The 25,385-nt window shown below is 59.0% G+C and carries 23 protein-coding genes; 10 read left to right on the forward strand and 13 right to left on the reverse strand.

Translation table 11 applies throughout. The features are described 5' to 3' along the window. Positions 1-19: 19 nt before the first annotated feature. The 9 genes from NMB39_RS03385 to exaC form a co-directional block, all read right to left on the reverse strand. On the reverse strand, positions 20-790 hold the full coding sequence (locus NMB39_RS03385; RefSeq protein ID WP_043048022.1) for a LexA family transcriptional regulator: 771 nt from the start codon (positions 788-790) through the stop codon (positions 20-22). Between the two features lie 213 nt (positions 791-1,003). Continuing rightward, positions 1,004-1,531 (reverse strand): inorganic diphosphatase, encoded by a 528-nt coding sequence (gene ppa, locus NMB39_RS03390; RefSeq protein WP_005791810.1) that lies wholly within the window; start codon positions 1,529-1,531, stop codon positions 1,004-1,006. Between the two features lie 108 nt (positions 1,532-1,639). Continuing rightward, positions 1,640-2,455: a M90 family metallopeptidase gene (locus NMB39_RS03395; RefSeq protein ID WP_494339632.1), complete on the reverse strand. Its 816-nt coding sequence runs from the start codon at positions 2,453-2,455 to the stop codon at positions 1,640-1,642. Between the two features lie 6 nt (positions 2,456-2,461). Next, the gene (locus tag NMB39_RS03400; RefSeq protein ID WP_046069710.1) at positions 2,462-3,118 is read right to left on the reverse strand and encodes a DedA family protein; all 657 of its coding nucleotides are present in this window, start codon (positions 3,116-3,118) and stop codon (positions 2,462-2,464) included. A 304-nt stretch (positions 3,119-3,422) separates the two neighbouring features. Continuing rightward, a complete protein-coding gene (locus NMB39_RS03405; protein WP_494339631.1) occupies positions 3,423-3,881 on the reverse strand; it encodes a GNAT family N-acetyltransferase in 459 nt (152 codons plus the stop codon). Between the two features lie 89 nt (positions 3,882-3,970). Beyond that, positions 3,971-4,807 (reverse strand): ethanolamine ammonia-lyase subunit EutC, encoded by an 837-nt coding sequence (eutC, locus tag NMB39_RS03410; protein WP_494339630.1) that lies wholly within the window; start codon positions 4,805-4,807, stop codon positions 3,971-3,973. Next, positions 4,804-6,198 carry an ethanolamine ammonia-lyase subunit EutB gene (locus tag NMB39_RS03415; RefSeq protein ID WP_046069707.1) on the reverse strand — a complete coding sequence of 465 codons (1,395 nt, stop codon included), beginning with the start codon at positions 6,196-6,198 and terminating at the stop codon, positions 4,804-4,806. Before NMB39_RS03415 ends, eutC begins: the two co-directional genes overlap by 4 nt. A gap of 63 nt (positions 6,199-6,261) precedes the next feature. Then, entirely contained in the window at positions 6,262-7,695 is a 1,434-nt protein-coding gene (gene eat / locus NMB39_RS03420) for an ethanolamine permease (RefSeq protein ID WP_046069706.1), read from the reverse strand. A 207-nt stretch (positions 7,696-7,902) separates the two neighbouring features. Then, positions 7,903-9,423 carry an acetaldehyde dehydrogenase ExaC gene (gene exaC, locus NMB39_RS03425; protein WP_057024442.1) on the reverse strand — a complete coding sequence of 507 codons (1,521 nt, stop codon included), beginning with the start codon at positions 9,421-9,423 and terminating at the stop codon, positions 7,903-7,905. Positions 9,424-9,694: 271 nt separating this feature from the next. On the opposite strand from exaC, the gene NMB39_RS03430 reads away from it, so the two are divergent. The 6 genes from NMB39_RS03430 to NMB39_RS03455 all read left to right on the forward strand — a co-directional run bounded on the left by NMB39_RS03430 (position 9,695) and on the right by NMB39_RS03455 (position 18,742). Next, positions 9,695-11,605, forward strand: a complete 1,911-nt coding sequence (locus NMB39_RS03430) for a sigma-54-dependent Fis family transcriptional regulator (protein ID WP_057024443.1) — start codon at positions 9,695-9,697, stop codon at positions 11,603-11,605. A 260-nt stretch (positions 11,606-11,865) separates the two neighbouring features. Continuing rightward, the gene (locus tag NMB39_RS03435; RefSeq protein ID WP_494339629.1) at positions 11,866-15,093 is read left to right on the forward strand and encodes a hypothetical protein; all 3,228 of its coding nucleotides are present in this window, start codon (positions 11,866-11,868) and stop codon (positions 15,091-15,093) included. 446 nt (positions 15,094-15,539) lie between these two features. Then, positions 15,540-16,211, forward strand: a complete 672-nt coding sequence (locus NMB39_RS03440) for a hypothetical protein (RefSeq protein ID WP_057024445.1) — start codon at positions 15,540-15,542, stop codon at positions 16,209-16,211. A gap of 278 nt (positions 16,212-16,489) precedes the next feature. Continuing rightward, positions 16,490-17,839 (forward strand): UDP-N-acetylmuramate:L-alanyl-gamma-D-glutamyl-meso-diaminopimelate ligase, encoded by a 1,350-nt coding sequence (gene mpl, locus NMB39_RS03445; protein ID WP_057024446.1) that lies wholly within the window; start codon positions 16,490-16,492, stop codon positions 17,837-17,839. Next, positions 17,836-18,465 carry a flavin prenyltransferase UbiX gene (gene ubiX / locus NMB39_RS03450; RefSeq protein WP_057024447.1) on the forward strand — a complete coding sequence of 210 codons (630 nt, stop codon included), beginning with the start codon at positions 17,836-17,838 and terminating at the stop codon, positions 18,463-18,465. Before mpl ends, ubiX begins: the two co-directional genes overlap by 4 nt. Next, positions 18,458-18,742: a YceK/YidQ family lipoprotein gene (locus NMB39_RS03455; RefSeq protein WP_306956494.1), complete on the forward strand. Its 285-nt coding sequence runs from the start codon at positions 18,458-18,460 to the stop codon at positions 18,740-18,742. Before ubiX ends, NMB39_RS03455 begins: the two co-directional genes overlap by 8 nt. A 134-nt stretch (positions 18,743-18,876) precedes the next feature. Here the strand turns inward: NMB39_RS03455 and NMB39_RS03460 are convergent, their stop codons facing one another. The 3 genes from NMB39_RS03460 to NMB39_RS03470 form a co-directional block, all read right to left on the reverse strand. After that, positions 18,877-19,518, reverse strand: coding sequence for an oxidoreductase (locus tag NMB39_RS03460; protein ID WP_046069697.1), 642 nt, complete (start codon positions 19,516-19,518; stop codon positions 18,877-18,879). A gap of 29 nt (positions 19,519-19,547) precedes the next feature. Continuing rightward, on the reverse strand, positions 19,548-21,266 hold the full coding sequence (locus NMB39_RS03465) for a C13 family peptidase (protein ID WP_057024448.1): 1,719 nt from the start codon (positions 21,264-21,266) through the stop codon (positions 19,548-19,550). Positions 21,267-21,371: 105 nt separating this feature from the next. Further along, positions 21,372-21,827, reverse strand: a complete 456-nt coding sequence (locus tag NMB39_RS03470) for a MaoC family dehydratase (protein WP_043047997.1) — start codon at positions 21,825-21,827, stop codon at positions 21,372-21,374. 183 nt (positions 21,828-22,010) lie between these two features. Between NMB39_RS03470 and NMB39_RS03475 the strand changes: the two genes are divergently transcribed. The 4 genes from NMB39_RS03475 (at position 22,011) to NMB39_RS03490 (ending at position 24,002) form a co-directional block, all read left to right on the forward strand. Continuing rightward, complete coding sequence (locus NMB39_RS03475) at positions 22,011-22,364, forward strand: CidA/LrgA family protein (RefSeq protein WP_046069694.1); 354 nt, start codon at positions 22,011-22,013, stop codon at positions 22,362-22,364. Continuing rightward, on the forward strand, positions 22,361-23,077 hold the full coding sequence (locus NMB39_RS03480; protein WP_046069693.1) for an LrgB family protein: 717 nt from the start codon (positions 22,361-22,363) through the stop codon (positions 23,075-23,077). Before NMB39_RS03475 ends, NMB39_RS03480 begins: the two co-directional genes overlap by 4 nt. Before the next feature lie 21 nt (positions 23,078-23,098). Further along, positions 23,099-23,689 carry an LON peptidase substrate-binding domain-containing protein gene (locus NMB39_RS03485; RefSeq protein ID WP_124413131.1) on the forward strand — a complete coding sequence of 197 codons (591 nt, stop codon included), beginning with the start codon at positions 23,099-23,101 and terminating at the stop codon, positions 23,687-23,689. 97 nt (positions 23,690-23,786) lie between these two features. Further along, positions 23,787-24,002: a hypothetical protein gene (locus NMB39_RS03490; RefSeq protein ID WP_046072587.1), complete on the forward strand. Its 216-nt coding sequence runs from the start codon at positions 23,787-23,789 to the stop codon at positions 24,000-24,002. On the opposite strand, the gene NMB39_RS03495 is transcribed toward NMB39_RS03490, so the two are convergent. Beyond that, positions 23,996-25,312, reverse strand: coding sequence for a bifunctional DedA family/phosphatase PAP2 family protein (locus tag NMB39_RS03495; protein ID WP_494339628.1), 1,317 nt, complete (start codon positions 25,310-25,312; stop codon positions 23,996-23,998). The genes NMB39_RS03490 and NMB39_RS03495 overlap by 7 nt on opposite strands. Positions 25,313-25,385 lie beyond the last annotated feature (73 nt).

Genomic DNA, 25,385 nt, shown 5'->3' on the forward strand with positions numbered 1-25,385 from the left:
CATTCTACCCACATTCACTTCAGTTGCCCACCTCCGGTTCCGATTTAGAGCCTTCCCAGCCCAGCAGGTGTTCATCCAGCGGTACGGGTGGGCGGCGGTTGTTAAGGGTGGACCACCAGAATACCCAGCCGATGATCTTGAAGCTTTGTTCGAAGCGTTCTTCGTGGTTCAGATATTCGTCCGGGTGTTCGGCGGCGTTGTGGCTGCGCATGCGCAGGCCGCCGCCGGGGCGGTTGTAGAGGTATTTGATGCGTAGCATGCCGTCGTGTTCGACGGCGTAGATTTCGCCGTCGATGATTTGGGTGCGGCCTCGGTCGATGGCGAGGGTGGCGCCTTGTTGGATGATGTCGATCATGCTGTTGTCGACCATGTAGGCGCCTACCGCGCGGTCGGGTTTGACGTTGAGGGTTTCGAGGGTATGCAGCGAGATGCGGATGCGTTCGGTTGAGGTGAATGTGGGGTGGAGGGCGATCTCCACGTCGGTTTTTTCCGGGCGGCAGGCGGGGCCTGTGAGGTATTTGCCAGTGTCTTCGCGGGTGGCTGCAATCCTTGCGGTGGGGCCTTCCAACAGGTAGTTGGCAGGCGGATGTTTGGGGCCTCGGCCGTCGTGCAGCCAGCGACTGGAGACGCAGAGCAGTTCTGCGATCTCGTTGAGTCGGCCCATGGGAACTCCGCGCTTGAACCAGTTGTTCACGTGTTGAGGCGTGACGCCGCGGTTCTTGGCAAAGTCGGAGGCGGAAAGATGAACTTCCCGAAGTAGCGCTTTTAAACGATCACCTGATGTATTCATAAACGCAGAGTTTACTGGCCGGAAAAACTAATCAAATAAACCATGCGTTGAATTGCATATGTAGGATTTGGCTTAGTTGTGGCTTGGTTTTTCAGGTGTGGCGCTTAGTTAAACGCCATTAAATAAACATTGAACTTTATGTTTAATCTTGCCCATAAAAAAACCCCGAATTAACGGGGCTTTTTTATTTGCCGTGGCAATGAAGCGCGGGTATCAGCCTTTGTAGGCGGCAACCGACTTCATGATCTCGGCGCGGGCGGCTTCTGCGTTGCCCCAACCGTCAATCTTTACCCATTTGCCTTTTTCGAGGTCTTTGTAGTTCTCGAAGAAGTGCTTGATCTGTTCCAGCAGCAGTGGCGGCAGGTCGGTGTATTCCTTCACGTCCACGTACAGCTGGGACAGCTTGTCGTGTGGCACTGCGATGACTTTGGCATCGCCGCCGCCGTCGTCGGTCATGTTCAGGATGCCGACTGGGCGTGCGCGGATGACCGAGCCTGGGGTAACCGGGTAAGGGGTCACGACCAGCACGTCGAGGGGGTCGCCGTCGTCAGCCAGGGTGTTGGGGATGAAACCGTAGTTGGCCGGGTAGAACATCGGGGTGGCCATGAAACGGTCAACGAACAGGCAGTCGCTGTCTTTGTCGATTTCGTATTTGATCGGCGCGTGGTTGGCCGGAATTTCGATCGCGACGTAGATGTCGTTCGGCAGGTCTTTGCCAGCCGGAATCTTGCTGTAGCTCATTGGGCGTTGCCCCCGTAGTTGGCCATATGACATGGCCGGATTGGCCTAAAAGTGGCGGCGATTATAGGCATATTCTGACGCCGATGCCATGCGCCAAGCGTCGTACGGTCATTCGCCGTGTGGCTGGTAGCGCGGGTCGTGGGCTTGCAGTTGGGTCAGGCGCGCCAGGGGATCCTGGCGGTAAAAGCGGCTGAGTTGGGAGTACACCTGTGGATAACTGTCGGCCAGCAAATCCGGGGCACTGAAGAAATACTCGCTGGTAACGGCAAAGAATTCCGCCGGGTTTTCCGCGGCGTAGGGGTCTATTTCTGTCTCGGCGTCCGGGTTGGCGTCGAGTTGGCGGTTGAGGTCATCGAAGGCGCTTTGCATCACGCTGGCCCATTCCTGTACGCGCATGTCGTGGTGCAGGGGCGGCAGGCCGTTGGCGTCGCCGTTGAGCATGTCCAGCTTGTGGGCCAGTTCGTGGATGACCAGGTTGTAGCCTTCCCATTGACCGCTGGCGAGTACGCCGGGCCAGGCCAGGATGACCGGGCCTTGTTGCCAGGCTTCGCCGCTGTGTTCACCGTCCCACTCGTGCTCGACGCCGCTGGCGTCGCGATGGCGTTGCGGGCTGAGGAAGTCGTCGGGGTATAGCACGATTTCATGAAAGCCCTGGTACCAGTCGAGATCGCCCAGGTTCATCAGCGGCAATTGCGCCTGGGCGGCGAGCAGCAGGCGTTGTTCCTGGTGCAGTTCGACGCCGGGCAGGGCGGTGAGGTGTTTTTCGGCGAGGAAGATCACGCAGGCTTCGCGCAGCCACTGGTCTTGCTCGGCGCTGATGCCGTCGAGGAAGGTCAGGTGCTGGCGCACCCGCTGCCAGGTGTCATCGGCAATCGGGTGCTTGGCCAGCAGGCGCCGGCGACGCCAGGCGCTGAGGGACCACATTGCCGGTCAGTGCGGGTTGGCTTCGGAGGAGGTGCGGCCAAAGCGGCTGCGCACCACGCCAATGATCATCGGCACCAGGGACAGCAGGATGATGAACACCACCAGCAGCGAGAGGTTTTTCTTGATAAACGGCACGTTGCCGAAGAAGTAGCCCAGGGTCACCAGGCCGCCGACCCAGAGGATGGTGCCCAGCACGCTGAAACCGAAGAAGCGCGGATAGGGCATTTTGGCGATGCCGGCGACGAACGGTGCGAAGGTCCGCAGGATCGGCAGGAAGCGCGCCAGGGTTACGGTCTTGCCGCCGTGCTTGTCGTAGAAATCGTGGGTTTTTTGCAGGTAGTCGCGACGGAAGATCTTGGAGTTCGGGTTGCTGAACAAGCGCTCGCCGACCGTTCGGCCTATGACGTAGTTGGTGCTGTCACCGAGGATCGCCGCCAGCATCAACAGGCCGGCCAGCAGTACTGGGTCCATGCCGCCACCGGCTGCTACGGCACCGGCGATAAACAGCAGGGAATCACCCGGCAGGAAGGGCATGACTACCAGGCCGGTTTCGCAAAAAATAACCAGGAACAGAATGGCGTAGATCCACGGACCGTAATTGGTTACCAGCATGTCGAGGTAGACGTCGAGATGCAGGATAAGGTCGAGCGGGTTGAAATCCATGGATGGCACCTGTGTGAACGGCCCGGCTCAGCAGGCCTGTGCGGAAGCTCGGGCAATAAGGCTACAAATAGTTGTCGCGATTCTTACGGCCCTGAAAGGTCGGCATTATACGGATTGAATGGTGAAAAGCGTGCGGCTTTTGTAGCGGGGAGTGTCGTGAAAGTGTGAAGCGGTTGGGCTTGGTTTTTTGTGGGAGGGGCTTGCTGCCGATGGCGGGGTGTCAGGTAACCAATCTGCGCCTGACCCACCGTAATCGGGGGCAAGCCCCCTCCCACAGGGGGTCTGAGGTGTTTGGGGGGGTGGATCAGTCTTCGTTGATCGGCAGTACGTAGTTCTTGAATTCGGTGTCTTCACGAAAACCGATGGATTCATAGGTCTTCTGCGCCACGTCATTGTCGCTGCTGGTGGAGACCCGCAAGCGTACGGCATGGGTTTCCTTGGCCATCTTTTTGGCGGTGCGCATCAGGTTGTCGGCCACCAGTTGCCGACGCGCATCCTCGGCCACGTAGATGTCGTTGAGGATCCACACCCGTTTGAGCGACAGCGAGGAAAAGCTCGGATACAGCTGGCAGAACCCCAGCAGTCGCTTGTCATCATCGTCGGCCAGGGCCAGGTAGATGACTGACTCCTTGCGCCGCAGGCGCTTTTCCAGGAAGGCCCGGGATGAGTCCGGGAACGGCAGGGCCCCAAAGAACTCGCGGTATTTGACGAACAACGGGGTCAGCAGGTCCAGGTGTTCCAGGGTCGCTTGAGTAATCCGCATGCCAGGCCTCAACTTCCTAATGGGGTATGACCACGCGAGCGGCCGTGGCTTGATGCTGCCTAATGCCGCCAAAAAGCGCAATCGTGCGGCTATCGGTCAGCCGGTGGGCTGAGCAGGAAATTGCCCTTCATCAGGTCCGGATCGTCGGTTTCGAGGGTCTGAACCTGTGCCTCGTCCTTGAGATTGACCCCCGACAACTGCCGGCGACACGCCTCGCGCATCAGGTACAGCAGGCGATGGGCCGCCATGCCATAGCTCAAGCCTTCTAGCCGTACATTGGAGATGCAGTTGCGATAGGCGTCGGTGAGGCCGACCTTGGGGTTGTAGGTGAAATACAGGCCCAGACTGTCCGGCGAACTGAGCCCCGGGCGTTCGCCGATAAGGATCACTACCATTTTTGCCCCGAGCAGTTGCCCGATCTCGTCGGCCACCGCTACGCGGCCTTGTTCCACCAGAATTACCGGTGACAAGGACCAGCCTTCGACATGGGTCTGTTCTTCCAGGCGTGCCAGAAATGGCGCGGTATGTTTATGCACCGCCAGCGCCGACAGCCCATCGGCCACCACAATCGCCAAGTCCACCCCACCGGGATGCGCCAAGGCGTAGTCGCGCAAAGCCTGGGCCGACTCATCACTCAGGCGCCGTCCAAGGTCCGGGCGTTGCAGGTATATATGCCGGTCGGGGGCGGCGCTGTGCAGCAGCAGGCTGTCACGGCCGCGTTCGGCGAATTGGCTGCTGAGCCCGGCGTGATCGAAGGGCAGGTGCACCGCATCCCGCGCCTGGGCGTGGGCAAACTGGAAGTCCAGCTGGGCGCTGGTGGGAATGCTGGTGCCAGTGCGGCCCAATGCGATGCGCGCCGGGGTCAGGCGGCGCAGTTCCAGCCACGGGTTGTCAGGCAATTCTGGTTGCACGGTCGGCTCCTTCATCCCAGTTGCGCCAAGGCATGGCGAAACGCCGGTGGCAGGCTGTTGCCGAAGTGCACCTTGCCGCCTTCTTGCGTGAAGATGCCCATTTTCGCCAGCCACTGTTCAAACTCCGGCGCCGGTTTTAAACCCAAGGTCTGACGGGCGTACAGAGCGTCGTGGAACGAGGTGGTCTGGTAGTTGAGCATGATGTCGTCGGAACCGGGAATGCCCATGATGAAGTTGATACCGGCCACGCCCAGCAGGGTCAGCAGGGTGTCCATGTCGTCCTGGTCGGCTTCGGCGTGGTTGGTGTAGCAGATATCGCAACCCATGGGCACGCCGAGCAGCTTGCCGCAAAAGTGGTCTTCGAGGCCGGCACGAATGATCTGCTTGCCGTTGTAGAGGTACTCCGGGCCGATAAAGCCGACCACGGTGTTCACCAAAAATGGCTTGAAGTGCCGCGCCACGGCGTAGGCGCGGGTTTCACAGGTTTGCTGGTCGACGCCAAAATGCGCATTGGCCGACAAGGCGCTGCCCTGGCCGGTTTCGAAGTACATCAGGTTCTGCCCCAGGGTGCCGCGCTTGAGGCTCAGGCCGGCGTCGTAACCTTCCTGCAGCACGCTCAGGCTGATGCCGAAACTGGCGTTGGCCGCCTCGGTGCCGGCAATCGACTGGAACACCAGGTCCAGGGGCACGCCCCGGTTGATCGCCTCGATGGAAGTGGTGACGTGGGTCAGCACGCAGGCCTGGGTGGGGATTTCGTAGCGCTGGATGATCGCGTCGAGCATCTCCAGCATGGCGCAGATCGAGGCGATGCTGTCGGTGGCCGGGTTGATGCCGATCATGGCGTCGCCGTTGCCGTAGAGCAGGCCGTCGAGAATGCTCGCGGCGATGCCTGCCGGTTCATCGGTGGGGTGGTTGGGCTGCAAGCGTGTGGACAGGCGCCCGCGCAATCCCATGGTGCCGCGAAACTGGGTAACCACGCGGATCTTTTGCGCCACCAGCACAAGGTCCTGCACGCGCATGATCTTGGACACGGCGGCGGCCATTTCCGGGGTCAGCCCTGGCGCCAATGCACGCAGGGCGTGTTCATCGGCGGCATCACTAAGCAGCCAGTCGCGCAGGCCGCCGACGGTGAGGTGGCTGACCGGCGCAAACGCCTGTTTATCGTGGGTGTCGATGATCAGCCGGGTGACTTCATCGCTTTCATAGGGGATCAGCACCTCCTGCAGGAAGTGCTTGAGCGGGATATTCGCCAGCGCCATCTGCGCCGCCACCCGTTCACCGTCGTTCTGTGCGGCGACACCGGCGAGGAAGTCCCCGGAGCGGGCGGGGCTGGCCTTGGCCATCACGTCCTTGAGGTCGTCGAAGCGGTAGGTGAGGGCACCCACCGCGTGGGAAAAGCTTGCCATACAGTGTCTCCTGGATGACGCGGGCAAACATAGAGTACGCGCCCGCGTCGAGGTTTTCGGCAATCAGTGCAAGGCGGCTTCTGCGGCCTGGATCGCCGCGAATTCCTCTTCCGGCGTGCCTGCTACCAAGTGATGCCGGCTGTAGAAAGCAAAGTAAGCAATTAATACTCCATAGATGACCGCGGCGCCAATCACCACTCGTGGATCTACCAGGAAGCCCGCCACCACGGCCACGCAGGCCAGTACCAGCGCCACGCCCGAAGTGAAGATGCCGCCCGGCGTGCGGTACGGGCGGTCCATTTTGGGGCGACGGATGCGTAGGGTGATGTGCGCGGCCATCATCAGCACGTAGGAAATCGTCGCGCCAAACACCGCCACCAAAATCAGCAAGTCACCCTGGCCGGTCAGCGACAGGCCAAAACCGATAATCCCGGGGATCACCAACGCCAGCACCGGCGCCTTGCTCTTGTTGGTCTCGGACAGTTTGCGCGGCAGGTAGCCAGCGCGGGACAAGGCAAAGATCTGCCGCGAATAGGCGTAGATGATCGAGAAAAAGCTCGCAATCAAGCCGGCCAAGCCGACCAGGTTGACGAAGCTGCCCATCCAGGTCGAACCGCCGTAGGACAACGCCAGTGCTTCAACCAGCGGGTTGCCGGATTTGATCAGCGCGTAAGTGCCCGCACCGCCCGGCGCGATCACCAGAATCAGCAGGGCAAAACTGGTCAGCACAACAATGGCGCCGATCAGGCCGCGGGGCAGGTCGCGTTTTGGGTTCTTGGTTTCTTCGGCGGCCAATGGAACGCCTTCCACCGCGAGGAAAAACCAGATGGCATAAGGGATCGCCGCCCACACGCCGACGTAGCCGAACGGTAGGAAGCTGCTGGCGCCCTTGGCTTCGGTCACCGGAATGTCCAGCAGGTTGGCGACGTTGAAGTGCGGCACCATCGACACCAGGAACACGCCCAGGGCAATTGCGGCGACGGCGGTGATCACGAACATCAGTTTCAAGGCTTCGCCCACGCCAAAGATGTGGATGCCGATAAAGATGATGTAGAACGCCAGGTAGATCATCCAGCCGCCAATGCCGAACAGTGACTCGCAATAGGCGCCGATAAATACCGCGATGGCCGCAGGGGCGATGGCGTATTCGATGAGGATCGCGGTACCCGTGAGAAACCCGCCCCAAGGGCCAAAGGCGCTGCGGGCAAAACCGTAGCCACCGCCGGCGGTGGGGATCATGGACGACAGTTCTGCAAGGGAAAAGCACATGCACAGGTACATCGTCGCCATCAGCAAGGTGGCGAGGAACATGCCGCCCCAGCCACCCTGGGCCAGGCCGAAGTTCCAGCCGGCGTAATCGCCGGAGATCACATAGGCAACGCCAAGGCCCACCAGCAGTACCCAGCCGGCGGCGCCTTTTTTCAGTTCACGTTGTTGGAAGTATTCGGTGCCGACTTTTTCGAAGTCGACGGAAGAGCCAGTGGGTTCGCTAGGCATGGGGAAGTACCTTTCATTCTTATTGTTTTAACTCGGCCTCTGTATGCCGAATGCGCATCGCAAATACTTATGAAGATCCAAATGTGGGAGGGGGCTTGCTCCCGATAGCAGTGGGTCAGTCACTTAGATGTCGACTGACACTCTGCTATCGGGAGCAAGCCCCTCCCACCTTTGATTGCGTTTCAAAGGTAGGAGGGGTGTTGCGGGTTAGAAGAAGCCCAGTGGATTGATGTCGTAGCTCACCAGCAGGTTCTTGGTCTGCTGGTAGTGATCCAACATCATCTTGTGGGTCTCGCGGCCCACGCCGGACTTCTTGTAACCGCCAAACGCGGCATGCGCCGGATACAGGTGGTAGCAGTTGGTCCACACACGGCCGGCCTTGATCGCCCGGCCCATACGGTAGGCGCGGTTGATGTCGCGGGTCCACAGGCCGGCGCCCAGGCCGAACTCGGTGTCGTTGGCAATCGCCAGGGCTTCGGCTTCGTCCTTGAAGGTGGTGATGCTCACCACCGGGCCGAAGATTTCTTCCTGGAACACGCGCATTTCGTTGGTGCCCTTGAGTAGGGTCGGCTGGATGTAATAGCCGGTGGCGAGGTCGCCCGTCAGCTTCTCGACCTTGCCGCCGGTCAGCAGCTGCGCGCCTTCGCCCTTGGCGATTTCCAGGTAGGACAGGATTTTGTCGAACTGTTGCTCGGAGGCCTGGGCGCCGACCATGGTGTCGGTGTCCAGCGGGTCGCCACGCTTGATCGACTCGACCTTCTTCATCACTACTTTCATGAAGTCGTCGTAGATCGATTCTTCCACCAGTGCGCGAGATGGGCAGGTGCATACTTCGCCCTGGTTGAAGAACGCCAGCACCAGGCCTTCGGCGGCTTTTTCGATAAATGCAGGTTCGGCTTTCATGATGTCGGCGAAGAAGATGTTCGGCGACTTGCCACCCAGCTCGACGGTGGACGGGATGATGTTCTCAGCCGCCGCATGCATGATGTGCGAGCCCACAGGCGTCGAGCCGGTGAAGGCGATCTTGGCGATGCGCTTGCTGGTGGCCAAGGCTTCGCCGGCCTCCTTGCCGAAACCGTGTACCACGTTGAGTACGCCCGGCGGCAGCAGGTCGCCGATCACTTCCATCAGCACGTTGATGCCCAGCGGTGTTTGCTCGGCGGGCTTGAGCACTACGCAGTTGCCGGCGGCCAGGGCCGGGGCGAGTTTCCATGCGGCCATCAGCAGCGGGAAGTTCCAAGGGATGATCTGGCCGACCACGCCCAGCGGCTCGTGGAAGTGATAGGCGGCGGTGTGTTCGTTGATTTCGGCGCTGCTGCCTTCCTGGGCGCGGATGCAGCCGGCGAAGTAGCGGAAGTGGTCGGCGGCCAGGGGGATGTCGGCGTTGAGGGTTTCGCGTACGGCCTTGCCGTTGTCCCAGGTTTCGGTGATGGCCAGCAGCTCGAGGTTCTGTTCGATGCGGTCGGCGATTTTCAGCAGCACCAGGGAGCGGTCCTGGGCCGAGGTCTTGCCCCAGGCATCGGCGGCGGCGTGGGCGGCGTCCAGGGCTTTATCGATGTCCTTGGCCGTGGAGCGCGGGAATTCGGCGATAGGCTTGCCGTTGACCGGCGAGGTGTTGGTGAAATAGTTGCCATCGACCGGCGCAACGAATTCGCCGCCGATGTAGTTACCGTACTTGGCCTTGAACGAAACGATCGCGCCTTCAGTACCGGGGTGTGCGTAACGCATGGTGGCATCTCCTGCTTTTATGTTTATTGGAGTACATCGCGACAAGCGCGTGATAAAGCGTAGAGCAAAGGTTGGGCCACTGCAGCGCCGGCCAATCAAATCAACGGGTTGGGCGTTGGCGCTCTGCGTCGTTGTCATCCTCGTGGTACAGGTGCTGTGACAGTTTGTGCCATAAACGGTACAGCCTGTGACCGGTGGGTCGGCCCGGGATTGCAATGGGCAGAGGGCTGGGGGATGCTGGGCGCTCTCACGCAGGGAGAATAATAAGAATATGCATAACGATCATTTCAGTCGCCATGCCCAGCAAGTCTTGACCGTCACCCGCGGACAGGAGCTGTCCCAGGGGCCGGGCAGCGATCCGTCCATCGCTCGTTCCTGGCTGCGTTGCGTGGAGGATTATCACCTCGATCCTGCGCAGACCATCGCCCCCACGGTGCTTGAACACGGCCGCCTGCTGGAAAGCCGCGAGCGCCTGCGCCAAGTGCTGCACATCGCCGGCAGCGAGATGAACAGCCTGCATCAGCAGCTCTCCGGCGCCGGCCATGCGGTTCTGCTCACCGACGCACGGGGCGTGATCCTCAACTGCGTTACCGCGCCGTCCGAACGCAAGATTTTCGAGCGCGCCGGGCTATGGCTGGGCGCTGATTGGAGCGAAGCCTGCGAGGGCACTAACGGCATTGGCACCTGCCTGGTGGAGCGTCAGTCCTTGACCATTCACCGCGATGAACACTTCCGTGGCCGCCATACCGGGCTGACCTGCTCGGCAAGCCCGGTGTTCGACCCCCACGGTGAGCTGCTGGCGGTACTCGATGTGTCCTCGGCACGCGAAGCGGTATCGCGCCAGAGCCAATTCCATACCATGGCGCTGGTGAACCTGTCGGCGAAGATGATTGAGAGTTGCTACTTCCTGCGCCATTTTGAGCACCACTGGCTGTTGCGTTTCCACCTGCAGGCCGAGTCGGTGGGCCTGTTCAGTGAAGGGCTGTTGGCGTTCGATGGGGAAGGGCGCATTTGCGCGGTCAACCAGAGTGCGTTGAACCTGCTGGGGCAAGTGCGCGGGGGCTTGCTGGGGCAACCGGTGGAGGCGTTTTTCGACTGCTCCCTGGACCAACTGTTCGGTCGCGCCAGTGCCAATGCCACCGCGAGTTGGCCGTTACGCAGCCGCGACGGGCGGCACTTGTTCGCCGCGTTGCGCGGTCAGCCGCGCCCTGTGCCGCCCCCCGTCTTCAAGGCGCCCGAGCCGCCGCGCATGCCCGGCATCTGCCTGGCCGACCCGGCCTTGCAAAATGAGTTTCGCAAGGCGCTGCGAGTCTTCGAGCGCGACGTTCCGCTGCTGGTCAATGGTGAGACGGGTTCCGGCAAGGAGGCTTTCGCCAAGGCCATACACCAGGCCAGCCAGCGTGCCAATAAACCTTTTATCGCCCTCAACTGCGCCGCCATTCCGGAAAGCCTGATCGAAAGCGAATTGTTCGGCTATCGCGGCGGCAGTTTTACTGGGGCCCTTAAAGACGGCATGCGCGGCAAGTTGCAACAAGCCGATGGCGGCACCCTGTTTCTCGACGAAATCGGCGACATGCCGCTGGCGTTGCAGACGCGCCTGCTAAGAGTGCTGGAGGATCGCCTGGTGGTGCCCATCGGCGGTGAGCCGCACGCTGTGAATGTGCGGATCATCAGTGCCACACACCGAAATTTGCTCGAGCGCATGCAAGACGGCAGCTTTCGCGAGGATCTGTACTACCGGCTCAACGGTCTGGAGATTGAGCTGCCGCCGCTGCGCGAGCGCAGTGACAAAGCCCAATTGCTCGACTTTTTATTGGCACAGGAAGCCGGGACGCAGCCTGTTGTACTCGACGTCCAGGCTCGCCAAGCCCTGCTGGCGTACGCTTGGCCAGGCAATGTGCGGCAGTTGCGCACAGTGCTGCGCACGTTGGTCGCGCTGAACGAGAGCGGCACGGTCAGCGTTGCAGATCTACCCGCGACAATGCGTCAAGGCCGAACCGAACCGACCAGGGGAACCCACAACGGGCTGGCGCTGGAAGATGCGGAGCGCTTGGTACTGCTTGGCACACTGGAGCGGCAGGGTTGGCACATGACACAAACGGCTGCAAGCCTGGGTTTAAGCCGCAATACGCTTTATAGAAAGTTGCGCAAGCACGGGATCTCACGAAATGTCGGGGTTTAGACTACGTTCGGTTTTCTCTTTTATTCTTTAAAGAGTGATGCGTGTGTGTCTTAAGTGGCGACAGGCGTATTGGTATCATATTGTTGAAAATATACTGAGCCCTTGATATTCGCAGTGTGCAAGCGCGTTGAGTTGCGGTTTTTTGAGGGCTGTCTTATTTGGTCGAGGTTTAACCGCGCGATTTTTTTTCAATGATCCACTAAGGACATGTATGAAGGCTCCTTTACAGGAAATCTTAATGTCTGCACTAAGGGTGAATCATGACTATTCCAAAACTCTCCGCGCCTCTGCTCCCATCCGCTTTCAACGCCGTTCTGGCACCCGTTACAGAGATAATTGGCACGCATCGCGATCATGCTGCAGATGAATTGCGGGCTGACACCCGCACCGAGCTGCCCGAACGCGCTGGCGGGCCAACGGCATTTTCACGGGCTGGCGCCGATGCAGAAGTGGCAAGATCTTATGCCAAGACATTGGCTGCGGGTATCAACAAAACGTTTGGCCACGCGCCTTTGGTTGATGTACGCCGGGAATCGACCGTGGGACGTTGGCGTACACAGTTGGATCACGCGTTCAAAGAGCCAGGGTTTCTGGCATGGGCCCGGGAGCAAAATCTCAACACGGGCTATTTGAAAGTCAATCCATCACGCGGTGAAATCTCTGGTTATGTCGGCGGTGCGATCAAAACCTTTTCGTTATCAGATGATTCAGGGTGGTCCGATATTTCGCGCACGTTATTGTCCATTTCCAAAGTGTTTGCGCCAGAAACCGGGCAGACATTTGTATACCCGTTATACGGACGTGACGACCAAGTACCGCTTGTTGTGGTCGAGCAGTTTTACGGCGAGCCCAAGAGCTCTAGCACGACTGAAGTGCATGCCCGTATTCGGCAGTTGCTCGAAAAGCCTGGCTTTGACTTACCCGATAACTATGTAACGCCGCGTTCTGATGAAGCGTTGGCTGCACACTGGCAGGCGCTGGGGGATAACGCTAATCGTCATGCGCTTATTACGGCGTTGCGCTCCCAGGTAGATGATGCCAGTGGGCATATTGACCTGGATGCAGTCAAGATTCCCATTGACCCTCGTTCAAGCCTATTCGCCAGCGAACAGCGCAGTGAGATGAGTGCCGCACAAATCCTCACGCTGGAAGGCAACAAGGTACCCGTCAATAGTGAACAGGCGCTTGAAACGGCACTGGGGTTGTCCGTTGACCTCGCTCATCGGGCACCAGGTATTGAGTCGGGGGGTACCAAGCAGTTGAGCATAAAGTTGGGCCGTACTGCCTTGCGCAAGAGGCAAGGCTTGGTGGATGAGTGGAAGAGACAGCAACTTGCCCAGGTGCCTGGTACGCAGACCGGGCCAGGTGCAAGCAGTGTATTAAGCTTGTTGATCAAGGCGCTTCCCCACGCCACCAGCCAAATGATCGCAGATCACCCCGCGTTGATAATGGATCAGCTCATTCGCTCGCCCAAGGCGCTGGCGCTGGGTGAGGATATTCAAAACACGCTCAAGTCGATCAAAACCTCGACCAGCGCAATTGAAAATGTGAACGCCGCATTGGTACATGAGCTGGATGCCAGTGCGGACAAATCGCGTTTCAATGTGGCGGGCTATGACCTGTATCACAAAGATAATGTTGGCGCCTCTCCCGCTGAAATCGTCAAACGCTTTGTCGCTCATCTTGAACCCAGGGTTGGGGTTGAATTGGCTGCATTGTCTGCGCGCTTACTACTATCGGCGGTTGCTCCTGAATTCTTGGTAAAAAACATACCGCCCGGCATTATTTATGGCTCTGCTGCATGGATGAATTTTTGCATTCAAGTAATGCGTATTGAGCTGCAAGTACCTGGTGCATCGGCAAACATGACCTATAGCCAAGTGATGGCTTTTGGTAAGGTGCCGCCTGTTTCGTTTGAGGGCGAGAGCGAGTTGAGCGCGGCAATGCACGACGCTATTGTCGCCTGGGGCTTCGCGAACAGAATCACTGTAAACAATTCGAAGTTTACCGTTACGACGACTGAGCTCGAGCGGATAAGACAAGCATCCATCAAACAGGTAAGAGAAATTTCATGGGCGAGTGAAGTATTGAAAACACTCCCCAAAACGCGAGAGGCCTTGGCCTTGGAGGAGCTCAGGCGCGTTTTTCCCGATATTGACCCGACCCTCAAAGTGCTGCAGGACACGGAGGTGAAGCATGCACCGTTGTCGCTGCTTGATATTTACATGAGTGGGCCTGTCAAGGTGGGTAAATGGAAGTCATTGGACGAAAACAAATTTCCATACAGTAAGGTTAAGTCTCGAATTGAGGAACTTGAGCCTGACATCAACCAAGTATTTTCTGCGGCGTTCCAGGATTATCGGAAAACCCATGAGAGTGCATGGGGTATCCAGTTTAAATATCAGCTTTCATTGTTGCCAATTGTCGAACGAGAAAAGATTAGCCAGTCGGACGTGAGCTTTTTCGAAGTATCTCGTCCTTTTCTAGATAGAGTCCCCTCTGCACTTGAAGTGCTTACCAGCATGAGGTTTTGGCCTAGAGAACCCACCGAGCAGGAACTTAAAGCGCTTAAGGGGACTCAGGGTTTATTGATGAAAGTAGTGGACGGGGGGGGTAACGTTTCTACCTATAACGTTCTTCCTTTCGAAGGGCGAATTGTCAAGGAAAATACGGTTCCAGCTAGCCGAACCGGCTTTGACGACAGTTCGTATTTCAGCGACCAAGGCAAGGGCTATGTTCCGGGCTCATTGCATGTTTACAACGCCTATGGAACGCTCAACGAAGATCGTGACCCACCAGATGTGACGGGTGACATGCCGGGCTCCTACTTCTCAAAAAAAACCAATGCGCTTGCTCAGGCAGTGGGTAGTTTCTCTGTGCAGCCTTATGAGGATCTCAAGCTCAAGGCTGCGGGAGTTACGGAGATTGAGAAAGGGCGGGCAATTGATGAAAACCTCAAGGAGTTTTTCCTGAGCCTCGTGCCTTTTTATGATGGAGTTCAAGATGCGATTAAAGGGGATATCAAGGGGGCAGTGTTTAATATCGGTTTCGATATTTTAGGTTTTGCCCTTCCGGCCGCCAATGCTGGTCGTAAAGCATCCAAGGCAGGCAAAGGCTTGCTGACTATTCTCACGCGCGGAGTATTTGCCGGTGTTGGTGCGTCGGTGGGGTACACCGATACTGTAGATATTGCTAAAAACTTGAATAAGGGCGCGCACGCGGGCTATCGGGATATCAAACACATCGCGGGAAAAAGCGATGAGGTGCTGTCAAAGCTCAGAGGAAATTATAAAAGTTATGATGTCTCCAAAGCTTACAAGGAGGGCGATATCGTCAAAAGGTTTTTCAAGTCGGCGGAAGATAATGTGTGGCGACCCACCGTTGCGATCCTGAAAGCCGGAGGGTGGTATGCATATAATGTTATTACCAAGACGCCTTTTGGTGTGCAAGCTACACAGTTTGGTGTTGTTAGTGCCTTGGAAAAATAGTGCTGGGTTGGTATTTAATGCTGCTTGGGCAGTAGGTGTGTTTCGATATTTTTATTAATGAAGAGCAGGAACTGTTTCCGGCATATTGCTCACTTATCAAATGAAGGTAATGGATGGCTTTCTAATAATTATTAATCATCAGGTAACTCATTATGATACTTTCAATTTCTACACAGGCCCACCTGCACACAAAGTATTCAAGAATAGGCGGGTTTTTAGACAGCGTTATGGGCGGGGCGCGAGGCAGTACTCCAATTCCGACTCGGTCTTTAGACGCCCCGAAAGTAGGCGACACACCTGGCAGCAGCAAGTCAGGGAGCCTCGACCGAACGCTAGATCAAGCGTTCGTTGATTCCAAAGTTGGAAGCTTCGAGGGGCCAGGGCATTCGGTAGGCACCCGACTACCGGGGGAAGCTAGTCAGGGAAGTATTTATCAATCGCCAGCGATGGTCGAATACAAAGCCAAACAGCAAAAAGAATGGCAAGCCCGTAAAGACGCTGAAGCTCGCGACAAGTTATTTGGCCAGCCCACGGCAGGACGAGTCGATGGGCAGGAGGTCGAGCCCTTTTCTGCGGCCAAGCTTGAGAAGAATGCCGATGAACTGGTGAAAGCCAAAGAGACAGCGCTTCCGCCCACGACCAAGACGCTCCTCAAGACCGCTGCCATCACCACAGCAATCAGCGCGCCCTTTAGTACGATGGGATTGTTTATTGCCGGAACTGCTAACGAAGCGCTCAAGCCAATTATCAACCCTCCACCCGCCAATGCCACCGTACAAAGTGTAGAAGAGGGCCGGATCGTCGATCATATTCAAAGCAGTGTATTTAAGATCGTCAATACCTTGGGCGAACTGCGTAATGAGGAGCCTGTTCCTATATCGGTGAAATGGCTGATGCTGGATAACGACACGCGTCTGGATGCGCTTGGAGCCATGCTTGACTTTGCCGAGGGCGAGTTCGCTAAAGAAGCGCGCAAGCACAATATTCCGTTTCAGCCCGCTTTCACGGGGGCTGACGAAGATGATATCAAGCCCCGTGCAATCGCCATGGAGACCCGTATGGCAGTCCTTTCTGCGTTGATGGGCTCGCTGAAATCGAAGATTGCGGGCACCGGCTAAGGTCGGTCATATCAGCAGAGCCCATCGAATGGTGGGCTTTTTGATCTTTCCTGAATTATCAGGGTAAATCTTCCTCGATTTTTTGAGTGTGTTTGTGATTTTCGCCACTCAGCGTACGAATAGGTCACCATTTAATCAGTGCGCGAGTGGCGCTTTATATCCAGCAAGCCCGAGAGCTGGCACCTCCCTGGCAAGCCCTGCATAGCGGGAGCCAAAGCTAAAGAGTGCGACTTTACTCACGTTACGCTAACCTGCCTCGATGTTTTACGAGGTCGACTATGCACATTCATATTCTCGGTATTTGCGGCACTTTCATGGGTTCGATGGCGGTCCTGGCCAAAGAACTGGGCCATCACGTCACCGGCTCTGATGCCAATGTCTACCCGCCCATGAGCACGCAACTCGAGGCGCAGGGTATCGCGTTGACCCAAGGTTATGACCCGGCGCAGTTCGACCCGGTCCCGGACCTGGTGGTGATCGGCAACGCCATGTCCCGCGGCAACCCAGCGGTAGAGTATGTACTGAACAAGGGCTTGCCTTATGTCTCAGGGCCTCAGTGGCTGGCCGACCATGTGTTGCAGGGCCGTTGGGTACTTGCAGTGGCCGGCACCCACGGCAAGACCACCACCAGCAGCATGCTGGCCTGGGTGCTGGAGCATGCGGGCATGAGCCCGGGTTTCCTGATCGGCGGTGTGCCGCAGAATTTTTCGGTCTCGGCGCGGCTGGGTGATACGCCGTTTTTCGTGATTGAGGCGGACGAATACGACAGCGCCTTTTTTGATAAGCGCTCCAAGTTCGTGCATTACCGCCCGCGCACAGCGATCCTGAATAACCTCGAGTTCGATCACGCCGATATCTTTCCCGACCTACCGGCCATTGAGCGGCAGTTCCATCACTTGGTGCGTACCATCCCGAGTGAAGGCCTGGTTATCCATCCGACTACCGAGCCGGCCTTGCAGCGTGTGATCGACATGGGCTGCTGGACCCCGGTACAGACCACCGGTGCCGGCGGGCAGTGGCAGGCCAGGTTGCTCAGCGAAGACGGTTCGCGCTTTGAAGTGCTGTTCGAAGGCGAAGCTCAAGGCATCGTCGATTGGGGCATGACCGGCCAGCATAATGTGGCCAACGCCTTGGTGACGCTGGCCGCAGCTCGGCATGTAGGCGTAGTGCCAGCCATGGGCATTGCGGCATTGAGCGCATTCAAAAGCGTGAAGCGCCGCATGGAGAAAGTGGCGGACGTGAATGGGATTACCATCTACGACGACTTTGCCCATCACCCAACCGCGATTGCCACGACCCTGGATGGCTTGCGCAAGCGCGTCGGAGGCGCCCAGATCATTGCGATCGTTGAGCCCCGTTCCAACTCAATGAAGCTCGGCGCGCACCGCGATGGCCTGCCGGAAAGCGTCAACGATGCCGACCAGGTGGTGTGGTACGCACCGGCCAACCTTGGCTGGGACCTGCCAGCGATTGCTGCGTTGTGCACCGTGCCGTCGGTGGTGTGCGATTCCCTGGAAGCCATCATTGAACAGGTCAAGCATCACGCCAAGCCGGGCACCCACGTAGTGATCATGAGCAACGGCGGCTTCGGCGGCCTGCATGGCAAATTGGCCGAGGCGCTGAAATGAGCGGCCCGGAACGCATCACCTTGGCGATGACCGGCGCGTCCGGCGCGCCATATGGCTTGCGCTTGCTGGATTGCCTGGTGCGCGAGGACCGGGAGGTGCACTTCCTGATCTCCAAGGCGGCGCAGTTGGTAATGGCTACCGAGACCGATGTCGCACTGCCAGCCAAGGTGCAGACGATGCAGGCGTTCCTCACCGAGTACACCGGCGCAGCGGCAGGGCAGATCAAGGTCTACGGCAAGGAAGACTGGATGTCGCCCGTAGCTTCCGGTTCCGGTGCGCCTGCGGCGATGGTGGTGGTGCCGTGCTCCACCGGCACCCTGTCGGCAATTGCCACGGGGGCTTGCAACAACCTGATCGAACGGGCAGCGGACGTGACCTTGAAGGAGCGCCGCCAATTGATCCTGGTGCCCCGCGAAGCGCCGTATTCAAGCATCCACCTGGAGCACATGCTCAAGTTGTCGAACATGGGCGTGACCATTTTGCCGGCTTCGCCGGGCTTCTATCACCAGCCGCAGACCATTGATGACCTGGTGGACTTCGTGGTGGCGCGCATCCTCAACCTGCTGAACATTCCCCAGGACATGCTGCCGCGCTGGGGCGAGCACCATTTGGGCGGCGATGAATAAAACGCTGCTGCTATTGCTGGCGCTGCAACTGATGGGCTGCGCCACGGCGCGCACCCTGGACGCCGCGCAACCTGGCGCGCCGGTGGTGTATGCAGGTACGCGCCTGGATTTGTATGCGATCAATGGCGGCTGTTGCGCCAAGGACCGCTTTGGTACCGAGGCGCCGCGCTATCCCCATGTCGACCTGCCGGCCAGTGCATTGCTCGATACGCTGTTGTTGCCCTTGTCGGTGTTGACGGTGCTGGGCGTTGGCTTCAACGCCACTGGTGGGCTGTAACGCAAATCCCGCCAGCAACACAAAACAATATGGGAGGGGGCTTGCCCCCGATAGCGGTAGTCCAGTCAACTATTTGGTGACTGACATACCGTAATCGGGGCAAGCCCCTTCCCACATTGGTTTTGTGTTTACATTTACTTGCCGAGCTTGCGCAGCTCATCCGACTCGACCACCCGTACCCCATCCTGCTCTTCCAGCGCCAGACGCCACATGGCGCGGGCCAGTTCGCAGACTTCGATGCCGTGATACTTGCCTGGGATCAAACGCGACAACGGCCCGGCCAGTTGCTCGGCCAGGCGTGGTTCCAAGCGTTCGCCCAATAGCAGCGAAGGCCGCACGATGGTCAGTTGCGGCCAGTCCTGGGCCTTCAATGCCTGTTCCATTTCGCCCTTGACCCGGTTGTAGAAGATCGAGGATTTCGGGTCGGCGCCAATAGCGCTGATCACGATCAGGTGCCGCGCGCCCAGTTCCCGTGCGCGCTTGGCGAAGGCCACGACCAGATCCAGGTCGACAGCGCGGAAGGCCGCTTCGGAGCCCGCCTGCTTGATGGTAGTGCCCAGGCAGCAGAAGGCGATATCCACCTGGCCGCTCAGTTGCGGCAGGAATACGGCGGGGTCGCCTACGGGGTTTTCCAGGTGCGGGTGCTCAGCCAGCGGCTTGCGACTCGGTGCCAGTACGCGGGTTACGGTAGGTTCGTTGAGCAGGCGGTCGAGCAGGTGCTCGCCAGTCAGCCCGGAGGCCCCGGCCAGCAAGATGTGCTGAGGTGTCAGGTACATGGTGTTTCCCCCTTGTTACACGTTACAGCTTAGTTGCCTTTGGCTTCCTTGCTATTCATTGAGACGCTTTCGAGCGCCTTTCGTGCCTGCTGTTTGCGTAATAATTGCCAGCGGGCGATCACGCCTTTGGGGGCCCAGATCTGCGGTTCGGAGGCTTCGAAGTTGTCCGCCTGTTCGCGTTCGGCCACGTGCAGTTGTGCCAGTTTGAAGGCGTGTTGCAAATCATCCGTCTGGTTAAAAGCTTGTGCGAAAAGGGCATCACCGAAGTAGGTGAAGTCCGCTTCTTCCGAGCAGCCAAACGACACGCGGTCTGCACGGGAGGCGGTCATGATCAGGGTGCGTTCATCCTTGAGTGCCGGTATGAAGCCTCCGGAATAGCATGCTGAGATCACGATAATCTTGTCGCGGTTTTTCAGCGGTGCGAGCACCGCGGCCAGCTCATCGGCGGGCAGGTCGGCCAGTTCCATGCGCGGTTGGTCGAGCACCAGTTCGTGTTCGTGTGTGCCATGGCTGGTCATGTAGATGAAGATCAGGTCTTCCGGCCCGGTACGTTCGGCCAGGGTTTGCACGGCGCGTCGCAGGCTTTCGCGGGTGGCCAGCGGGCGGTCGGTAATATGGTCGCGGTGGTTGACCAGGCGCACCTGCCCGCGTGCGCCGAAGCGTGTGGCGAGCATGTTGCTGACGTAATCGGCTTCGCGCAGGAACACGCTTTGCTTGCCGTCGCCCGCCAATGCCAAGGTGTACAGCTCGACGGCAGGGGTGGACAGCGGCACGGCGGCCAGGGCGTTATCGAGCAAGCGGCCTTGGGCCAGTACGCCGGTTTCCAGTGGGTCGGGCAGCAGCGTGCCATCGGCATCGCGTACGCGCAGGCCATTGACCCAGGTGCCCGCCTGTACGGTGCCGTCGGTGAGGACGAGGGTGCCGCGGCCCTGGTAGTTGTCGCTGTCGAAACCGCCGATATAGAAACTGCCATCGGTGAGATTCAGGCGGCCTTCGCCGGTAAAGCGCCAATCGCTGAACTGGCCGACATAATGGCTGCCATCCACCCCGATCAATTCACCCTGGCCGCTGAGGGCGCCTTCCTTGAACTGGCCGATCCACACGTCGCCGTCAGCGTTTTCGTAGCGGCCTTTGCCGTTGAGCTGGTTCTGCTTGAATTGGCCGACATAGATATCGCCCTCGGCGCTGTTGAAGGTGCCATTGCCTTCCAGTTGGCCATCGACGAAGCGGCCACTGAACTGATTGCCGCTGTCGTCATTACGCTGGCCTTCGCCATTGGGCTTGCCGTGGGCGAATTGGCCCTGGTATTGGCTGCCATCGGCCAGCTCGAGGCGGCCGAGGCCTGCGTACTGGTCGTCCTTGAATTCGCCGCGATAGGTCATTTGCCCCTCTTTGAGGGTGCCTTCGCCGTTGCGTCGACCCTTTTTGAAACCTCCGACGTAACTGCTGCCCGCGGTGGTCAGGCTGCCCTGGCCCTCAAACAGGCCCTGCTGGAATTCGCCTTTATAGACTTCGCCATTACTACCATGCCATTCGCCCTTGCCGTGCCACTGCCCTTTGTCGAACTGGCCGGCGTACCAACTGCCATTGGGGTAATCCACGCGGCCCTGGCCTTGCAGCAGTCCGTTGACCACGTCACCCCGGTAGCGGCCGCCATCGGGCAGGCGCGCATCGGGCGGCAACAGCGATTCGCCGTCTCCGCAAGCGGTGAGCAACAGGGCAAAGGCGAGGGGAACGAGTGGGCGCATAGCGGGATCCGGATAATTGAGCGCCGAGTATGCCGCAGCCGCAGGATTCATACATAAATTTACATACACTGTGGCAAGGTTTATCGCCTCACCACAGTCCGGGCCTTATACGAAGCAGAGCGACAACGACTCGGCAATGTAGGCGGGCTTCTCCTGGCCTTCGATTTCCAGGGTGGCGGTGGCCTTGAACAGCCATTGGCCCGGTTTTTTCTCGGTGACATCGGTGAGGGTGACGTTCAGGCGCACCTTGGAATCAACCTTCACCGGCTGGATAAAACGCACGCTGTCCAGGCCGTAGTTGACTGCCATCTTCAGGCCTTCGGGCATGATCAGGATGTCTTCCATCAGCTTGGGCATCAGCGACAGCGACAGGAAACCATGGGCGATGGTGCTGCCGAATGGGGTCTCGGCGGCCTTGACCGGGTCGACGTGGATGAACTGATGATCGCCGGTGGCTTCTGCGAACAGGTTGATACGCGCCTGGTCGATGGTGAGCCATTCGGAACGTCCCAGTTCCTTGCCGACATAATCTTTGAGCTGCGCTACAGGTACATAGGGCATTGCGTCTCTCCTGGGTTCATCGTTTTTATCCGCCCGAGAATGGGGGCTTTTTATGGGTTACAGAGAACCAATGTAGATCATCATGGGCACCCCGCCCGGTCAACCCACCATGCTTTTGGCGAATGCCGGGGCATAGAATGGGCATGCTTATAATGCGGGCGAGCTTTGAAGGGGAGAGAGCGAATGCTGTTACGTGGCCTGACCTGGCTGGTGCTGTTCCAACTGATCGGCACGGCGATCAATCATTTACTGTTGCCAGTGCTGCCGGGGCCGATTGTGGGCCTGTTGCTGATGCTGGGTTTCCTGGTCTGGCGCGGTGAAGTCGGCGAGCCCCTGAGCCTGGCGGCCAGCAGCCTGTTGCGTTATCTGCCGCTGCTGCTGGTGCCCCCGGCCGTGGGCGTGATGGTATATGCCAAGGACATCGCCGCCGACTTCTGGGCCATCGTCGGTGCGCTGGTATTGTCGCTGGTGATCGCCATGGGCTTTATCGGCGTATTGATGCAGCAAATGGTCAAGCGCAAGGAGCGAGGGCAGTGATCTTTGACTGGCAGGGTGCCTGGACGGCCGTCATTCACCACCCGCTGTTCGGCATCGGCATCACCCTGGGCGCCTATCAACTGGTGCTGGCGGGGTTCGAGAAAACCCGCTGGGTCTTCCTGCAGCCGGTGCTGGTGTCCATGCTGCTGGTGATCGGCGTGCTGCTCACCTGTGGCCTGAGCTATGCCGAATACCGCAAGAGCACCGAGATCATGGGCATCCTGCTCGGGCCTGCAACAGTGGCCCTGGCGGTGCCGCTTTATCTCAACCTGCGACGGATTCGCCAATTGTTCTGGCCGATTTTTACTACGCTGGTGATAGGTGGGGTGTTGGCCACAGGTTTGTGTGTGTGGCTGGGGTGGTGGTTCGGAGCCGAACATATGGTGCTGATGACCATGGCGCCCAAGTCGGTGACGTCGCCGATCGCCATGCTGGTCGCCGAGCAGATTGGTGGCGTTGCGGCCTTGGCGGCGGTGTTTGTGCTGATCACCGGGGTGGTCGGCGCGATGATCGGCCCGGCGTACCTGACACGCCTGGGTGTACACAGCCCCGAAGCGCGCGGCATGGCGTTGGGCATGACTGCCCACGCCGTCGGCACCTCGGTGGCCCTGCAGGAAAGCGAAGAGTGTGGCGCCTTCGCGGCGCTGGCGATGAGCCTGATGGGCGTGGCCACGGCAGTGTTCCTGCCGCTGGCAGTGTCGGTAATTGTTTAACCCAGGTTTAAGGAAACCTTTATGAGTCTGGCGCTGTTCCCGCTCAACACCGTGCTGTTCCCTGGCTGCACCCTTGACTTGCAACTGTTCGAGGCGCGCTATCTGGACATGATCAGCCGCTGCATGAAAAAGGGCGAAAGCTTCGGCGTGGTGTGCATCCTCGACGGCAAGGAAGTCGGCATGGCGCCGGAGGGCTACGCGTTGATTGGCTGTGAAGCGCTGATCCGCGACTTCAAACAGCAGGAAAACGGCCTGCTGGGGATTCGTGTCGAAGGCGGTCGGCGTTTCCGTGTGCGTGATGCCGGCGTGCAGAAAGACCAACTGCTGGTGGCCGACGTGCAATGGCTGCAAGAGTTGCCGGACCGGCCGCTTGAAGAAGAGGATGCCGACTTGCTCGCGTTGCTCCAGGCCCTGGCCGAGCACCCGATGGTCGCCTCTCTGGACATGGGCGGCCAAGCCGAGGGGCAGCAAGCTCTGGGCAATCAGCTGGCTTATCTATTGCCGTTCACCGAGGCCGACAAGGTCGACCTGCTGCAACTCGACGACCCGCAGCAACGCCTGGATGCGATTCAAATGTTGCTGGATGAACTCCAGGGCGAACTGTTCACCTGAATCAGATTTATCTGACGGAGCTTTCAGAGTTTGCTCGGCCATCTCAGCTGCGCCGCCTGCAATATTTTCCGATCACACTAATTGATCGGGGATGACCATGATTCGTCTGACACCATCGGAGCAAGTTGCCTGGGACGCGTACTTTGTCAGCGTGACCACACAATTGCTCCAGCAGGATGCAACGCGGGGCCCGGAGTACATCGCCGAGCGCGCCGCTGAAATTGCCGATGAGATGCTACTGGAGCGGCGCGAACGTTGTGTTGAGCGCCGCAGCGCTTCGGTGGACTGGATCGGCCCGGCCAAGGGTCAATAGGCGTACCTGAGCAGTGCGTGGGGCGTGCCGGTAAAAGCGATAAAGCCGAGTACGGCCACCACGGCCGGCAACACCAGCCACCAGGCTTTTTGCGACATCGCAGGCAATGGGCTGCGGTGTTCGCTGACGGTGAGGCTGAACGCGCATACGGTCATCGCCAGCAACGTGCCGGCCAGGATATCCGTGGGCCAATGGGCGCCCAGGTAAACCCGCGACAGGGCAATGAAGGCCGCGGGAATACAACCCAGCAACATCCAGGTCAGGCGTAGACGTGTGGGTTGGCCACGGCCGGCCAGCACCGCAAGCGCCAGGAAGAATGCAAAGGCGCCGGAGGCATGGCCGCTGGGCATGCTGAAGCTGGTCAACGGGTCTGTGAGGATTTCCGGGCGCCCACGGGCGAAAAACAGCTTGGTGCCGGTGTTGATCACGGCCGCGCCGGCGAGCGTGGCGCCGACAAACAGCGCGTGGCGCCATTGCCGTGCCAGTAGCAGCAAGCCGGTGAATACCGCGCTGGCGACAAACATCTTCTTGAACTCACCCAGTTGGGTGACCCGCACCATGACCTCGTCCAGCCAAGGGCTGCGATGCTCCTGCACCAGTGCGCTCAGGCCCTGATCGAAGTCGTTGAGGTGGGGGTAGGCGATAAACAGCGCAATCAACAAGACCAGGCTGGCGCAACCGATCCACAAGGTGGCGCGACGATGGCCGCGCCAGCTGCTGTTCAAGCTCAGCCCCAGCAGGACCGCCAGGCAGGCCGCGATAACCGCCGCTTCCGGCCAGAAACCCTCAGGCAGAGGCAGGCGGAACGCGGCGCCAGCGGCCCAGCCCGGCATCAGGTAAGCCACCGACCAGCCCGCTGCGGCAAGGATGCTCACGGCAGCGAAGCGCGGGAAGGGCATGTCGCACATGCCGGCGACCATTGGCAGCATAGGGCGCAACGGGCCGATGAAACGTCCGACCAATAGGCTGGCGATTCCGTATTTGTGAAAATAGGTTTCCGCGCCGTTCATCCACTCAGGATGGTGACGAAGGCCGGGCAGGCGCCGGATGTTCTGGTGGAAATGTCGTCCCAGGTAGTAGGAAACCCCATCGCCCAACAAGCCGCCGAGAAAGCCCAGCAAAAGCGTTTCACTTAAGGACAGCGCGCCGCTGCCGGCCAGCGCGGCAATCGCGAATAGCAATACCGTGCCCGGCACGATCAGCCCGGCGATGGCCAGGCATTCCACGCACGCGACGATAAACACCGCCGCTGCCAGCCATTGCGGGTTCAGGGTCAGCCAGCCGGTAATGCTATCGAGCCATTGGCCCATACAATCCACTCCATCTCTGTAATGCATATGCTGAAACGCTGATGATCAACTGTGGGAGGGAGCAAGCCCCCCT

It is taken from the genome of Pseudomonas sp. FBCC-B545, assembly GCF_059134095.1.